The 14,724-nt window shown below is 56.2% G+C and carries 15 protein-coding genes; 7 read left to right on the top strand and 8 right to left on the bottom strand.

All coding sequences use genetic code 11. From position 1 onward, the window contains the following. On the bottom strand, positions 1–409 hold a 409-nt coding region (locus tag TH5_RS15725), incomplete at its 3' end, for an L-threonylcarbamoyladenylate synthase (RefSeq protein WP_147250117.1). A 259-nt stretch (positions 410–668) separates the two neighbouring features. Between TH5_RS15725 and TH5_RS15720 the strand changes: the two genes are divergently transcribed. Continuing rightward, positions 669–1,838, top strand: coding sequence for an MFS transporter (locus tag TH5_RS15720; protein WP_114122623.1), 1,170 nt, complete (start codon positions 669–671; stop codon positions 1,836–1,838). A gap of 302 nt (positions 1,839–2,140) precedes the next feature. On the opposite strand, the gene cysQ is transcribed toward TH5_RS15720, so the two are convergent. Beyond that, on the bottom strand, positions 2,141–2,962 hold the full coding sequence (cysQ, locus tag TH5_RS15715) for a 3'(2'),5'-bisphosphate nucleotidase CysQ (RefSeq protein WP_114122622.1): 822 nt from the start codon (positions 2,960–2,962) through the stop codon (positions 2,141–2,143). A gap of 153 nt (positions 2,963–3,115) precedes the next feature. After that, positions 3,116–4,111 carry a transcriptional regulator FtrA gene (gene ftrA, locus TH5_RS15710; protein WP_114122621.1) on the bottom strand — a complete coding sequence of 332 codons (996 nt, stop codon included), beginning with the start codon at positions 4,109–4,111 and terminating at the stop codon, positions 3,116–3,118. Between the two features lie 134 nt (positions 4,112–4,245). Here ftrA and TH5_RS15705 point away from each other — a divergent pair, with 134 nt between their 5' ends. Then, the gene (locus tag TH5_RS15705) at positions 4,246–4,647 is read left to right on the top strand and encodes a rhodanese-like domain-containing protein (RefSeq protein WP_114122633.1); all 402 of its coding nucleotides are present in this window, start codon (positions 4,246–4,248) and stop codon (positions 4,645–4,647) included. Positions 4,648–4,733: 86 nt separating this feature from the next. Continuing rightward, positions 4,734–5,216 carry a GNAT family N-acetyltransferase gene (locus TH5_RS15700; RefSeq protein ID WP_114122620.1) on the top strand — a complete coding sequence of 161 codons (483 nt, stop codon included), beginning with the start codon at positions 4,734–4,736 and terminating at the stop codon, positions 5,214–5,216. On the opposite strand, the gene TH5_RS15695 is transcribed toward TH5_RS15700, so the two are convergent. From TH5_RS15695 to TH5_RS15685, 3 genes are read right to left on the bottom strand one after another with little or no spacing between them, the layout of a single operon-like run. Then, entirely contained in the window at positions 5,206–5,586 is a 381-nt protein-coding gene (locus tag TH5_RS15695) for a DUF2750 domain-containing protein (RefSeq protein ID WP_114122619.1), read from the bottom strand. The genes TH5_RS15700 and TH5_RS15695 overlap by 11 nt on opposite strands. Continuing rightward, positions 5,583–7,070: an AmmeMemoRadiSam system protein B gene (amrB, locus tag TH5_RS15690; protein WP_114122618.1), complete on the bottom strand. Its 1,488-nt coding sequence runs from the start codon at positions 7,068–7,070 to the stop codon at positions 5,583–5,585. Before amrB ends, TH5_RS15695 begins: the two co-directional genes overlap by 4 nt. A gap of 20 nt (positions 7,071–7,090) precedes the next feature. Next, positions 7,091–7,972, bottom strand: a complete 882-nt coding sequence (locus TH5_RS15685; RefSeq protein ID WP_147250116.1) for a DUF7014 domain-containing protein — start codon at positions 7,970–7,972, stop codon at positions 7,091–7,093. A gap of 92 nt (positions 7,973–8,064) precedes the next feature. Here TH5_RS15685 and amrS point away from each other — a divergent pair, with 92 nt between their 5' ends. Further along, positions 8,065–9,180: an AmmeMemoRadiSam system radical SAM enzyme gene (gene amrS / locus TH5_RS15680; RefSeq protein WP_114122616.1), complete on the top strand. Its 1,116-nt coding sequence runs from the start codon at positions 8,065–8,067 to the stop codon at positions 9,178–9,180. Between the two features lie 73 nt (positions 9,181–9,253). After that, entirely contained in the window at positions 9,254–9,718 is a 465-nt protein-coding gene (locus TH5_RS15675; RefSeq protein ID WP_114122615.1) for a GNAT family N-acetyltransferase, read from the top strand. Between the two features lie 13 nt (positions 9,719–9,731). Here the strand turns inward: TH5_RS15675 and TH5_RS15670 are convergent, their stop codons facing one another. Continuing rightward, positions 9,732–10,601 carry a LysR family transcriptional regulator gene (locus TH5_RS15670; protein WP_114122614.1) on the bottom strand — a complete coding sequence of 290 codons (870 nt, stop codon included), beginning with the start codon at positions 10,599–10,601 and terminating at the stop codon, positions 9,732–9,734. A gap of 118 nt (positions 10,602–10,719) precedes the next feature. On the opposite strand from TH5_RS15670, the gene TH5_RS15665 reads away from it, so the two are divergent. After that, positions 10,720–11,691 carry a quinone oxidoreductase family protein gene (locus tag TH5_RS15665; protein ID WP_114122613.1) on the top strand — a complete coding sequence of 324 codons (972 nt, stop codon included), beginning with the start codon at positions 10,720–10,722 and terminating at the stop codon, positions 11,689–11,691. 37 nt (positions 11,692–11,728) lie between these two features. On the opposite strand, the gene TH5_RS15660 is transcribed toward TH5_RS15665, so the two are convergent. Beyond that, a complete protein-coding gene (locus TH5_RS15660) occupies positions 11,729–12,961 on the bottom strand; it encodes an NnrS family protein (RefSeq protein ID WP_244204943.1) in 1,233 nt (410 codons plus the stop codon). Positions 12,962–13,228: 267 nt separating this feature from the next. On the opposite strand from TH5_RS15660, the gene TH5_RS15655 reads away from it, so the two are divergent. Further along, entirely contained in the window at positions 13,229–14,698 is a 1,470-nt protein-coding gene (locus TH5_RS15655; RefSeq protein ID WP_114122611.1) for a leucyl aminopeptidase, read from the top strand. Positions 14,699–14,724 lie beyond the last annotated feature (26 nt).

Raw genomic sequence — 14,724 nt, 5'->3', positions numbered from 1 at the left:
GGCCGACCGCGCGTAACAATGCGCGTGCCATTTCGTGGGCGGGCACACGCACGGCGATGCTTGGCAACCCGGCGGTGGTCAGTTTCGAAACCGTGCTGTCATCGCGTTTGGGCAAAACAAGGGTCAGCGCACCGGGCCAGAATGCCGCTGCAAGTTTATCCGCACGCGCATCAAAAATCGCATGCTGGGCGGCGGCATCGCGGTCGGGGAAATGGCTGATTAGCGGGTTGAAGCTTGGCCGTTGTTTGGCGCTAAAAATACCCGCAACCGCATCGTCATTGGTGGCATCCGCTCCCAGCCCGTAAACCGTTTCGGTCGGAAACGCGACAAGTTCGCCCGCGCGCAACTTGGCCGCGGCCTGTGTCAGGGCACCTTCGGAATAGGGGCGGATCGTCAAAGCCGGGGACATCAAGCATTCCATAAAAAATATAGCCTTGTGAAATACCTAGCGACGATAGGGCTTAATGACAAGCTGGAACCGACTTTATCGCTGTTTGGATTGATAGAATGATCGTCCCGGTTTAGGGTGTCGGTCGCAGGAAGAACCCGATGATTGATCCCGGTTCGCACGTGGTGCGTGTCAAAGCCTGCGTCCTTGATATCCGGCCTGCTGCAAACACCCGCTCAGGTCCTCGAAACGGTGTAATCCATCGCAAGGAGGGCCTTTTATGCCTTTGCACATGCCGTCCATTCCGCCGAAAACTGCCATCCCGCTGGCATTGATCAATCTGGCGTCCTTTGTCTCGCAGATCATTCAGATCGGCGTGATCGACACGCTTTTGCCGCTGGCACTGACCAATGCCGGATTGGGCGAACGGCATGGCGGCATGATGCTGTCGCTTTACTGGATTTCCGATCTGATCGGTGGGTTCTTTGTCGCGGCGATTTTGCGCAAAACCCATCCCTTCATCCCGCTTCTGATCAGCGGCCTGTCGTTTTTCACCCTGATTGTCGTGGTGATGTTTGCGCCGCAATCGGCTCTTGTCCTGCCGGCAACCCTGTTTGCCGGGGTGGGGTTGATCCTGCGGTGGGTGGTGTGTGACGGGTTGATCGTGCAACTGGCCCCGCGCGATAAACTGGGCCGGGTGGTTGGTTTTCATGAAACCCTGATGGGGCTTGGCATTGTGTTGGGGCCGATCCTGATTGGCTGGTTTGGCACGGATGCCTTTGCCTTATCGGGCATTGCCCTTGTGGCGGCGATCATCCCGCTTTTCTGTGCCTTTGCCATGCCGCGTCTTGCAATGACATCAACTCAAAAGGGCGCGGGGGCAGCTTTCCGGCGCTGGATTGATCATTGGGATCTGGTGCTGATTGCCTTTGTCGCAGGGTTTGTCGAAATCTGCTTTTTGTCGGTCCTGCCCTTGCAGTCGCAACGCGACACTGGGCTTGCCGAAGCCGGGTTGTGGCTGGCCGCGATCTTTGTTTTTGGTGGCACGATCTGCCAGCCGCTTGTCGGCTATGTTTCCGATAAAAGCGGCCCGATCAAACTGGCATGGCTATGCTTCGGATTGCTTCTGGTGGGGGCGGTGCCGATGGCGCTTGCCGGATATGGCATCTTTGCCGCCACCATTCAGTTCGCATTGGGGATCGCGGTGGCCGGGCTTTATACCGCTGCCGTCCTGATCGCGGCCAGTGGCCGGGGGCAGGGATATCAGGTCGGCGTTCTCGTGATTGTATCGCAAAGCTATACGCTGGGGGCCATCGTTGGCCCGTCGGCGGGGACGTCGCTTCTGGTGATGGTCGGAAGCTGGGCCTTGCCGATCCTTGTTCTACTGTCGGCAGGCATTTCGGTACTGCTTTTGATGATGCGCCGCGCCACACCGGCACCGGGAAACTAACCCCAAACAGCGCAGAGCCGCCATCAAGATGGCGGCTCCATTTTACGCTCTAGCCCGGTGGTCGCTCCGCGGCAGTGACCCGGACCGCGTCGCCGTGATTCCGGCGGCTATTTACGTCACCTACACTTTGTGTGGCGATGGCCCGATCATCATTCAAATTGCCAAAAATGTCAAGGTTTCTGCGGTCTGGCATGCATCGTGATATGCGCCATATGCAATGCGGCCCGCCTTTGATGCGCCGCACAAAAGACAAGCCGCTATGATCGTTCTATTATTCGGATCGCCTACCGCTTCGCGATAGATCAGGATTGGTAGGTCACCGGCACGGATGGGCTGCGTGCGATGAAGAACGGATTGCGGAAATCGGCCTTGCCATAGGCAAACCGAGTCCCGTCCATATTCTCGACCACGCCACCGGCGGCTGCCAGAACCGCATGACCGGCACCGATATCCCATTCCATGGTCGGACCAAGCCGCGGATAAAGGTCAGCAACCCCTTCGGCCAGAAGGCAGAGCTTAAGCGAGCTTCCCGCCGGGCGCAGTTCCTTGACCGCAAGGTCGCCCAGAAAGGCTTTCATCGCCTCGGGATCGCCATGCGAACGCGATCCGACGACAACTACCCCGTCTTCGGGCATGTCGCGCACGGTGATGGCGCGGGTTGTGTCATCAACATCACCATTGCCTTCAATCAGCTTTGCGCCATCCGGTCCGCCGTAATAAAGCTTTTCAATCGCCGGGGCATAAACCACACCCAGAACCGGTGCGCCCTTGGCAATCAGGGCAATATTGACGGTGAATTCGCCGTTGCGTTTGATGAATTCCTTGGTCCCGTCCAGCGGATCCACCAGCCAGAAGAAATCGGTATCCCCGTTCACATCGGGAATGTCACCTGCAGCCGCACTTTCCTCGGACACGATTTTGACATTCGGGGTCAGGGCGCGAAGACCGGGCAGGATCACTGCCTCGGCGGCATCGTCGGCCTCGGTCACCGGGGATGCATCATCCTTGGACCGGATTTCGAAATCGGTGTCATAGATTTTCATCATGGCGGCACCGGCACGGCGCGCAATTTCAATCAACCCGTTTTCAAGGGCACTGGCATCGGCCGGAAGGGCAATCGTCATGGCAATCTCGTCTGGTTAATCTTTTGCGTGCAAAGGGCATAGGGAATTTTGCCCATCACGTCCAGTAAGACCGTCCCATTATGGCGAGATCACGTTCACTTTCCTGTTCACGTTCATCATCGCAATCATCTGCCCTCAGGACGATATGCCCGGTCACGCCGGTTGACTGACCCGAAACCGGTTGCGATAGCGGGCCGGGGGCACATGGGCGATATCGCGAAACGCGATGCGAAATGTTTCCATCGACTGGAACCCGCATTGCTCGGCAATGTCACCTAGCGGCAAACTGGTTTCTTCAAGCAATTTCATCGCCCGCAAAACCCGTTCACGCCGCAGCCATTTAAGCGGAGCCATGCCGGTACCTTCGCGGAAGCGTCGCAAAAATGTTCTTTCGCTTAGTCCCGAAAAGTCGGCCATTTCGCCGATTTCAATTGGTTCGGCCAGTTTGCCGCGTGCCCAGTCCAGAACGGCTGCAATCGATTTGCCCGGTCGTTCCTGCACCGGTGCTTCGACATATTGCGCCTGTCCCCCATCACGATGGGGCGGCATCACCAACCTCCGTGCGACCACATTGGCAACCTGTGCACCATGATCGGACCGGATCACATGCAAACAGGCATCAATCCCCGCACTGCTGCCCGCCGATGTGATGATCTGGCTGTTTTCGACATATAAAACATCATCGACAATCTCGATATCGGGATACATCGCGTGGAGCCGGTCGGTATATCGCCAATGCGTCGTCGCCCGACCGTTTGCCAGCAAACCACTTGCCGCCAAGACAAACACACCCGAACAGATGCTTACCAACCGGCATCCGCGGGCATGAGCGCGCCTTAACGCATCACAAAGTGCCGCATCGGGCATCACATCCGCCCCGCGCCAGCCGGGGATGATCACGGTATCGGCCTGATCAATCAATTCGATCCCGGCATCGGTCGCCACCCGAAACCCGCCCATCGCCCGGATTTCCGGGTCAATCCCCGCAATCGAACAGCGATACCACGGAAAATCAAATTCCGGCCGGGGCAGGGCAAATGCCTCCAGGGCTATGCCAAATTCAAATGTGCAAAGCCCGTCATAGGCCAGCACCACAACATGGTGCAGGGCGTCGGTTGGTTTGATATCTGCGGCACGATGATCGAGCATGACCGGATTTGTTTCCGTTAAAATGCGGTTTGGCGAAAAATTACCGAATAATGGCATTTTGGCCACTATCGCAAAAAATGGCAATCGTTACGATCATCCCATCACCCATGATGATTGAAAACGGAGCCACCCTAATGAAAAGCCTGATCAATGAAATCACCCCCGCACCGTCGCATATCGCACGCGCCCATTTTGATGCGATGCTGCAATTTGAAACTGATTGCTGGGACACGCATGCAAGCCTGCAATCAGGCGCTGATGATTTCATTCTTGTCGATGTCCGGTCCCCCGCGCTGTATCACGGCGGCCATATCGAAGGTGCGATCAACATCCCGCATGGCAAGATGACCGAACGCCGCATGGCCGAATATCCCGCCGGCAAAACCTTTGTGGTTTATTGCGCCGGTCCGCATTGCAATGGAGCCAACAAGGCCGCCTGTCGGCTGGCTGCCCTTGGCCTGCCGGTCAAACTGATGATTGGTGGCGTGACCGGATGGATCGACGAAGGGTTCAGCCTTACGGAACCGGATGCTTGATTTGACGGTAACCACCGCCCGCCAATATGGGCTGACAGGATCGCTGCCTGTCGGCCCATCGTATTCTTTGCCACCGGATCGCACCAATGACGTCATCACCAGTGCCGTATGAAATCCGCACCGCCGTCCCGGATGATCTGCCCCGTCTGATTGACCTGATTGCCGATCACGCGGATTTTGAACGCCAGAAGGTCAATCGCGCCCATCTGGCCGAAAACCTGCCCCGATATCTGTTTGGCGCGGATGCCCACCTGAGCGTAATGGTGGCGGGCAGGGGTGTGGAGCTGGTCGGCTATGGTGCGGCCAGTATCGAATTTTCAACATGGAAGGCCGCCTGCTTCCTGCATCTGGATTGTCTTTACCTTGCGCCGCAAAGCCGTGGGGCCGGGCTTGGCGCGCGGATGCTGGCCGCGTTTGAAAATCTCGCACGGCTGCAAAACCTTGGCTGGATGGAATGGCAAACGCCCGACTGGAATATCGATGCTGCCCGGTTTTATGAACGCAATGGGGCACGGGCCCTGCCAAAGCTGCGCTTTGCGAAAACGCTGTCCCACATCCCTAGCCGGTGATCGATTTCTTTAACGCCACCATCAAGTCATCATGCAGTGCCGAATGCCTTGGCAGGATCGGGCCATCATCGCCGGTGGGTGAAATGCCGGGTTCAATCCTGTTCCGGGCAAGATCGGGCAACAGATTTTCGGTCAGTTCAACCAGGGTGATGGCGGTCGGGACATAGCCGGTTTGCGCAATCTCGTTCCATGCGTCGGCATGGTCATGGCTTGCGAAAAACGGGCAATATCGGGTGCCATCATTGCCGCGGCACAACAGCCAGCCCTTGTCATAAAGCCCCCAAACCCCTTCCCACGCGATCACGCTTTCAATGAAATAACGATAACGGGCATCACGGGCATTGATGTTGTCTGATCCGGCAATGCTCATGGCATCGGGTTCGATTGCTGCCAGAAATCCCTGGGCGTGATGTCCTTGCCCGATATGCCGCGCGTGACAAACCGTTGGGCGCGCATGCGATCCGACCAGTGATCCGTCGAAAGCCCGGCCTTGCGTTTCAATTGTGCCACGAAATCCGCCGGATCGGGCAATTGCTCCCACACCTGCGGCAGGAACAAGCCACGATGATTGCCATCCGACAGGATAATGCCATCCTCATGGGGTGTCAGTTTCGCGATCAGATCGGCCTCGTTTTCAAACGGAAAATCACGCGGCGGTGAAAGGACCGAGATCGATAATTCCAGATCGTCATTCAATTCATCCTGGCGAAGGGCTGGAAAACGCGGGTCGCCAAACCCGGCCTTGAAGGCATTTTCACACAGATCCGTTGCAAGATCGCGATGCGCCATCACCGATCCAATGCAGCCGCGAAGCTGGCCGGATTTCTTTAGTGTCACAAAACATGCACCCGATTGCAGAAGTTCGGGTGAAACCAATGCCGGATCAATACGAAGCGGCCCGCCATGCGTGATCCCGTGCCAGATCGATTGCCGCGCCAGATCAATCATCATGGCCCCGTGATCGGCCAGAAGCTTTTCGGTCATGCCGACAAAGCCGCCTGATGATTTGCTCGTCTTTTCATCCTCGCGCATATCCTCTGACCCCGCATAAACCGCCCACGCGCCATAGCCGACCACACGTGATTTATCGCCCGTCACATCGCCGGAATTGCACATACCAAGTGTCCTGATCCGCATGCCGCGATTGCGCGCCGATATCAGCATTCCGGCAACCGGCAACGCGCCGCACGCATCGCCGCTTGTGATACTTTCGGCGTCAAACCGTTCGATCATTGCACGCGTATTGTCGTCGATGCGTTTGGCGGTATCGTAATCATGAAAATGCGACAGGTCCGATGAAATCACGATCAGGGTTTCCGGCCCGCCCCAAAGGGCCTCGATCACCTCATGCACCTGCCATGCGCTGCATCGACTGACCAGTAGGGGCACAATCCCGATATCGGCATCTTCGCCAAACAATCGCTGGATAAACGGCAATTCGATCTCAAGCCCGTGCTCTTGCGTGTGCGCCTCGTCCAGGACCTGCACCTGCGGCCATGCAAGGGCCGCCTGCAATCCGGCCAGATCACAGTGCACATCGCCAAGTGGTGTGGCAAACCCTTCCGCCTTGGCAATCGCAATCCCCTGAAACGCCATGCGATGTGCCGGGCCAATGATCACGATCCGTTTGACCGTGCCCTTTAATGCCCGAACCGTGGCAAAGCCCAAACCGGCAATCGTGCCCGAAAACATCAGCCCGGCATGGGGCACAATGATCGCCTTGGGGATTGGCGTATCATTCTCCGTCTGGCTCTCGACCGCCGCATGGATCAACCCGTCAATCTCGCTGCGCAACATATCGGGTGCTGCGGGATAAAACGTTCCGGCAATGGCAGGTGGGCGGATGAGGGGCATTTATGTTCCTGCGTTAGGGCTTATTGTTTCCGTTCCAGATATGACTCAACGATATATAGAAGGTTGGCTGTTGCATGATGTATCGCAAGGCGAACCGCCTTGTCTGAAACCTTTTTATCGGGACCGCCGTGACCGCCCTCTTTATTTCGGATTTCACCTAGTGCTTTTAACTCATTGGTTATAGGTGCCAGTTTGTCGGACGCAATCGCTGGAAATAGACCGTTTTCTGCCGCTTTTTGTATTAATGGCATATAGGTATCTTTGTCGCCGTAGATTATCCCGAGGTTCTTGAGAATAATCTTGAGAGCAGCCTCAACTGCTTTAACCGTATTATCTATCGCGTTCTGAGAACTTTCACTGGTTCCTTCTTTGTAATCACTAAAAGCCTGACGCAGATAATTGTATGAATCTGTGAATTCATCCCTATTCAAAAGGCTTATCGTTGGAATAACTGCGTCATTTGTTAGTTCTTCGTCATCAACGGGTATTAGCTGGCCATCTATATACTTGTATCCAACTCCGGCTAATCGGAGCTTATAATTAACCGCGTCAATGGCATTTTCTGAGTCATAACCAGACTTTTGAGCCATTAACTCAATAGTGGTAAGCGCATAATCAATATCTTGTGGCGAACTTCCTCCATCCATCCCGTTGTGCAAAAAAGCTTGGAGTTCTGCACTGTAATTGAATCTTTCAGATGAATATGCACTCGGTGAACCCACATTGTTGAGTTTGTATACACCAACTGCGTGTCGCAAAATTCGAACAATTATCTCAAAATTTCGGATTTTGGGTGAAAGCAATTGCCAGCATTGTGTTCGGGCATTGTCGGGAAAATGATTTTTCTCAAAGGTCTTCGGCCACTCTCCGCGTTGTGTTTTCATTCTTTCAAAGAATAGCATTGGACATTTTCCCGATTGGTTTTCGCTTTTCGTGTATTGATCACTAAATGATAACCTAACAGGCGCTCCGGAAAATAAGGTTTTCTGCATTTATGCAAGCGAACAATGCAATCGATACCGTTCCCGGCCGCTACTGGCACCATCTTGAGGATGGCCGTATCCAGTGCGATGTCTGCCCGCGCTTTTGCAAGCTGCAGGACGGGCAGCGTGGCCTGTGTTTTGTCCGGGCACGCGAGGGTGATCAGGTGGTTTTGACCACATGGGGCCGGTCATCGGGCTTTTGCATTGATCCGATCGAAAAAAAGCCGCTCAACCATTTCCTGCCCGGTACCCCGATCCTGTCCTTTGGCACGGCTGGCTGTAATCTGACCTGCAAGTTCTGCCAGAATTACGAGATTTCCAAGGCACGTGAAATGGACAGGCTGGGATCGCTCGCAACGCCTGAAATGATCGCCAGAACTGCGAAGGAATATGGCTGTTCGGCAGTCGCCTTTACCTATAACGATCCGGTGATTTTTCTGGAATATGCGGTGGATGTGGCCCAAGCCTGCCGCGAAGCCGGCATTCGCACCGTCGCCGTCACGGCAGGTTATATCGGGGATAAAGCCCGCGAGGAATTCTTCCGCCATATGGACGCGGCGAATGTCGATCTCAAGGGCTTTACCGAGGATTTCTATCACAAGCTTTGTTCCGCCCATCTGGCCGATGTTCTGGAAACGCTTCAATATCTTAAACATGAAACCGGGGTGTGGTTTGAACTGACCAATCTGGTGATCCCCGGCGAGAATGACAGCGACGCGGAATTCGATGAAATGACATCATGGGTGGCGGGTGAACTTGGCCCCGACGTGCCGATGCATTTCACCGCCTTTCATCCCGACTGGAAAATGATGGATCATCCGCGCACCCCGCCCGCAACCCTGATCCGGGCGCGAGAGATCGCGATGAAAAACGGCATTCGGTATGCTTATGTCGGTAATGTTCATGACAAGGCGGGTTCAAGCACCTTTTGCCATAACTGCGGGCACATCCTGATCGGGCGGGACTGGTATCAGTTATCGGACTGGAACCTTGATGCGCATGGGGCCTGCACCCATTGCGGCAGCCATTGTGCGGGTGTCTTCCAGCCACGTCCCGGCACCTGGGGGCCAAAGCGCCAGCCGGTGCGTCTGGTCGCGCCAACTATGGGTTCTGCACCACCATCCTGATGGCGTTTTTGCTTCCATTTCGGGCAAAGCAGGCTAAATTGCCGCCAGTTTCGTTTGGACCCAAAATCACCCCATGAAAATCCGCAAAGCCAGCACCTCTGACGTCAGTGCCATTTTTGCCATCCGAAGCCGGGTGCGCGAAAACCATCTGTCGGTCGATCAGCTGGCGGAACGCGGCATCACCAAGGCCGCCTTTGGCAAATGGCTTGCCGATGGCTATGGCATGTGGGTGGCCGATCTGGATGGCGCGGCGGCGGGCTTTGCCATTGCCATCCCGCTCGAGGCCACATTATGGGCATTGTTCGTTGATCCCGATTTCGAAGGCCGCGGGGTGGGCAGAGCACTTTTGCGCGTGGCCGAAGAATGGCTGTTTGCCCAAGGCTGCAACGATATATCGCTAACCACCGATGCGGACCCCAAAATCCGCGCGCACCGCTTTTATGAAAACAATGGCTGGCACTGCACCGGCGATGCGGACAAGGGACAGGTCGAATACATCAAATCCAACCCGACCCTGTCGCTGTTTGATTTTGGCTAGGCGGCAAATCCGATCAATCGTTTGGCGAAACGGGTGTTTCGCGCCTTAAAATTCCAAGTGCTGCATCAACCACCGGCGGCCTGCGGTCATGGGCATAAAGGCCATATTGTACCGTCACGGTATGGGGAACGCCCGCAGGCGGTTTGAACAGCCGCATTGTGGCGGGGCGGATCGCATCGGCGGGTAGCAACCCGACACCAATGCCATTTTCAACTGCAGCCTGAAGGGCCGTGATGCTTTGGCTGGTCATTGTCATGCGATGATCAATGCCCGCCGCCACCAGACTTTCCACCATGCGCCGCCGCCACGGGCAGCTTGACGGAAAGGCGACAAGGTCAAGCGCGCGGGAGAAGTCCATGTCATGATCCCTGGCGCAGACCCAGTGCATCTCGACATTCCAGACCGTTTGCGCATCCGCCGTGGTCACCGACGTTGGCACGATCATCAAATCAAGCCCGTGTTCATCCCAAAGCTGCCCCAGACCAACACTGCTTTGCACCGTGATATCAAGCCGGATGTCGGGATGGGCACGATGCAACCGGCCAAGGGCCGCCGGCAGGGCCGCCGTTGCGACTTCCTCGGCCAGACCGATGCGGACATTGCCGCTGATTTCTGTCTGGCGCACGCGGGCATGGGCTTCTTCGTTAAGGGCAAGAATGCGCGTGGCATAACCCAGAAACAATTCCCCCTCCGCCGTTGGAATAACACCGCGCCCGGTCCGCTGTAACAAGGGCCGTTCCAGAAGGGTTTCAAGGCGCTTGATCTGCATGCTTAGCGCGGATTGGGTGCGCCCGGTCTGGCTTGCAACACGGCTCATGCTGCCTTGCTGGCAAACCGCGACGAAGGCGCGCAAAAGATCGGGACTGATTTGATCAGATATCATGATATTTGAACTCTGTTATCATCACTATCAGTCTACAGTGATATCTTTGATCGCGCTATATCCCTTTCATGCAAGCCATTCGGGCCCAGCCGGGCCCGTGACATGAAGGGAATACCCTATGAAAGCCATTCGATTTCACCGGCATGGCGGGCCGGACGTCCTGCAATATGAAAATATCGAAATTCGCCAACCCGGCCCGGGCGAAGTCCGGGTCCGTAATCATGCTATCGGTGTTAACTTTATCGATATTTATATGCGGACCGGTGCCTATCCCGTCCCCGAATTACCGTTCATACCGGGCAAGGAAGGCGCGGGAGAGGTTGTTGCGCTGGGCGATGGCGTCGATGAATTTGCCATTGGGGACCGGGTTGCCTATGTCGAGGCGCCCGGTGCCTATGGCGCGGAACACAATGTTCCCGCCCGCGTTGCCGTGCATCTGCCTGATGCCATATCGTATGAAATGGCGGCATCCGTGATGCTCAAGGGGCTGACCGCGCAATATCTGTTGCGCCGGACCTATCTGGTCAAACCCGGTGACACTGTCCTGATCCATGCTGCCGCTGGCGGGGTGGGGCAGATCGCCACCCAGTGGGCGAAGCATCTGGGGGCGACTGTGATCGGCACGGTTGGCTCAAGGCAGAAGGCGGAGCTGGTGCACCTAAATGGTTGCGATCATGTGATTGACTATACGACCGATGATTTCGTGGCGCGGGTGCAGGAAATCACCAAGGGACGCGGATGCGACGTTGTTTATGACGGGATTGGCAAGGCGACATTTCCCGCATCGCTCGATTGCCTGCGCCCGTTTGGGTATTTCGTCAGTTTCGGCACCGCGTCCGGCCCGATCCCGTCATTTGATATCATGACCCTGGCCGCCAAAGGATCCCTGTTTACCACCTGGCCGTTGCTGCCGACCCATATCGCAAAGCGCGAGGACATGATTGACATGAGCCGGGACCTGTTTGACGTCATCGCCAGCGGGGCTGTGAAAATACCGGCACCGAACCGCCTGAAACTGGTCGATGCTGCTTTGGCGCATCATCGTCTTGAAACACGGCAAACCACCGGGGCGACGATCCTGTTGCCCTGAAAACGAAAAAGCGGGGTTTGATGCCCCGCTTTTGTCCTTACTTCACCGGAATACCGCGTGTCTTTTTCTGGCTTGGTCCCAGCAGGATCGGCGCATAACCGATCAGAAATGCCAGCCATCCGCCAAGCCAGCATAAAGTCGCCGCCGCCAGAACCGGGATATAAACATCCGGGAACTGCCCGACCGAGAGCCGCAGTACGGTTGAAATCCACACAAGCCCGAACGCGGCGTTAAGGGCAGGGCTTGCGCGCAATTCCCGCCCGGTATGGCCAAGGGCGGCCCGCCCGCCAATTGCAATGATCATGCTGGCCATCGCCCCGCCGGTAAGCCCATGCAGGGCATCACGCGGCGCAATCACATCCGGCCAGATATGGGCAATGCCAAACAATGCCAACCCGGCCGGTACCCAGAAATAGGCGAAATGCAACATCGCCACCAATGGATCACGTAGCGTCAGATGCCCGCGCCAGCGCACCATGCGAAACCCGTGCAGGGTGGCCGTGATCAGCAATACCACGCCAAAGATGACGCCATCCGTATCCACCATCCCGATCACGATACTGATCGCAAGGGCTGCAAGGCACAGGCCATCAAACCGCGAAAACATCACCGGCATCGCGGCATCCGGCCGTTCGCGTTGCAGCCAGTTGCGTGTAAAGGCCGGGATGATCCGCCCGCCAATCAGGGCGATAAGAAGCACGATTAGCAAAATCGCACTTTGGTAAATCACCATTGGCTCAAGCGTGATCAGGCCAAGTGCGCTTGCAATAAACATCCCGTCAAAGGCGGTAATCAGCCCCAGAATGCCAAGGATTTTGAGGTTGCGATAATTCCGCCCCAGCACAAGCTCCCGCCCGGCAATCACGATAAGGGCGATGAAATAACCAAGCCCGCCGATGGTGATCAAGGCGGGCGGCAATGCCTCGCCAAAGCCAATTGCCAGCCGCGCGATAAGCCAGCACGCGGCAAGCACCATCAGCAACCCGCCCGCAACACCGGGCCGTCCCGTCCAGTTGGCTATCGCGGTCAGCAGGAACCCGCCAATCGCTGCCCCGCCAAAGCCGAAAATCATTTCATGCCCGTGCCAAAGTGACGGTGTGCCAAGCGACGGCGTGGGTACGCCATGCGCCATCCCCGCCACCCACCAGACCACGGCCACCAACGCAATCAGCCCGGCAAACAGAAACATCGGGCGAAACGCGCCGCTCCAGAATGGATGTGATACGGCGATAGGTTCGGAGATCGAGATCGGCGTGGTTTTGGCATTCATGATGGCACCGTGAAACGAGCTGGAAGCTAAACTGGAACGGTTCCATCATAGGGGGCTGCCAATGGCCTGCCTTGACATTGCGCAATCGGTGAAAATATCCGGTTGGCCGTCACACGCCTGTCATATCGGTAAAATCCCGCAGGTTTTTGAGCAATAAGCCTTTTCTTCGCCATTTAACGCGCTAGATTAGGGAAAGCATTCAAGCATCGGCGGGATTGCCGGTGCAGACACCACATATGCCCGAAACATGACAGGAGCCTTTTTCTCATGAAGATCACGTTCTCCGATCTCGCCATCCCGACCTCGGGCGCTGTGATCGCCTTTGCCACCGATGGCGGCGATCTGATGCCAAGTGCCGTGGCGCTGGACGAAGCAACCGGCGGTGCGCTTGCCAAGGCGATCAAGGGATCGACCTTCAAGGGGAAGGCGGGGCAAAGCCTGCAGCTTCTGGCGCCGGCCAATACCGATCTTTCGCGCATCATCGTGTTCGGGATTGGCAAGGAAGCCGAATTTGACGTGATCGCCGCCCAGAAACTTGGCGGGAATGTCACCGTGCGCGCCCTTTCGACCGGCGAAAAAGAGGTCACCGTCCTGTTTGACATGGAAAGCATGGCGTGCGATTTCGCCACCGGTGCGATGCTGCGCGATTATCGTTTCGATAAATACCGCACCACCGAAACCAAGGAAGATAAACCGGTCCTGAAATCCATCGCGATTGCCGCGCGTGATCACAAGGACGCGAAAAAACAGTTCGACAGTGCCAAAAAGGTCATCGAAGGCGTGTTCTTCACCCGCGATCTGGTGTCCGAACCGGCGAATGTGCTTTATCCCGAAAGCTTCATGAAAGAAGTCAGCGCGCTTGAAAAGCTCGGTATCGAGATTGACGTGCTTGACGAAAAGGAAATGAAAAAGCTTGGCATGGGTGCGCTTCTGGGCGTGGCACAGGGTTCGGCGCACAAGCCTTATATGGTTGTCATGCGCTGGAACGGCGGCAAGAAAAAGGACGCACCGGTCGCCTTTGTCGGCAAGGGTGTGACCTTCGATACCGGCGGTATTTCGATCAAACCGGCTGCCGGCATGGAAGACATGAAATTCGATATGGGCGGGGCCGGTGTGGTTTCCGGCCTGATGAAGGCATTGGCCGGCCGCAAGGCCAAGGCCAATGTGATTGGCGTGATCGGCCTTGTTGAAAACATGCCATCTTCCACGGCACAGCGTCCGGGCGATGTTGTGACCTCGATGTCGGGTCAGACCATCGAAGTCATCAATACCGATGCCGAAGGCCGCCTTGTTCTGTGTGATGCGCTGACCTATGTGCAGGAAAAATACGATCCGAAACTGATCGTCGATCTTGCGACGCTTACCGGTGCGATCATTATTGCCCTTGGCCATGAAAATGCCGGGCTGTTTTCCAACAATGATGAATTGTCCGCCCAGATCACCAATGCCGGTCTTGCGGTCAATGAAACCGTCTGGCGCCTGCCACTGTCCAAGGCCTATGACAGCCAGCTTAAATCCGACATTGCCGATATGAAAAACGTCGGTGGTCGTCCGGCCGGTTCCATCACCGCGGCCCAGTTCCTGCAACGCTTCATCACCAAGGATCGCCCGTGGGCGCATCTTGATATCGCCGCCATGGCCTGGGCGACGAAGGATAGCGAAGTCACGCCAAAAGGCGGCACCGGATATGGTGTACGTCTGCTTGATCGCTTTGTTGCGGACAATCACGAAGCCTGATTTCCGGGCGGTTTGACCAGAAAACT

Origin of the sequence: Thalassospira xianhensis MCCC 1A02616, from assembly GCF_003326475.1 — a bacterium.
GTDB classification, from domain to species: domain Bacteria; phylum Pseudomonadota; class Alphaproteobacteria; order Rhodospirillales; family Thalassospiraceae; genus Thalassospira; species Thalassospira xianhensis.
The sequence above is the reverse complement of the archived record's forward strand: the minus strand, read 5'-3'. Positions and strand labels throughout refer to the sequence as shown.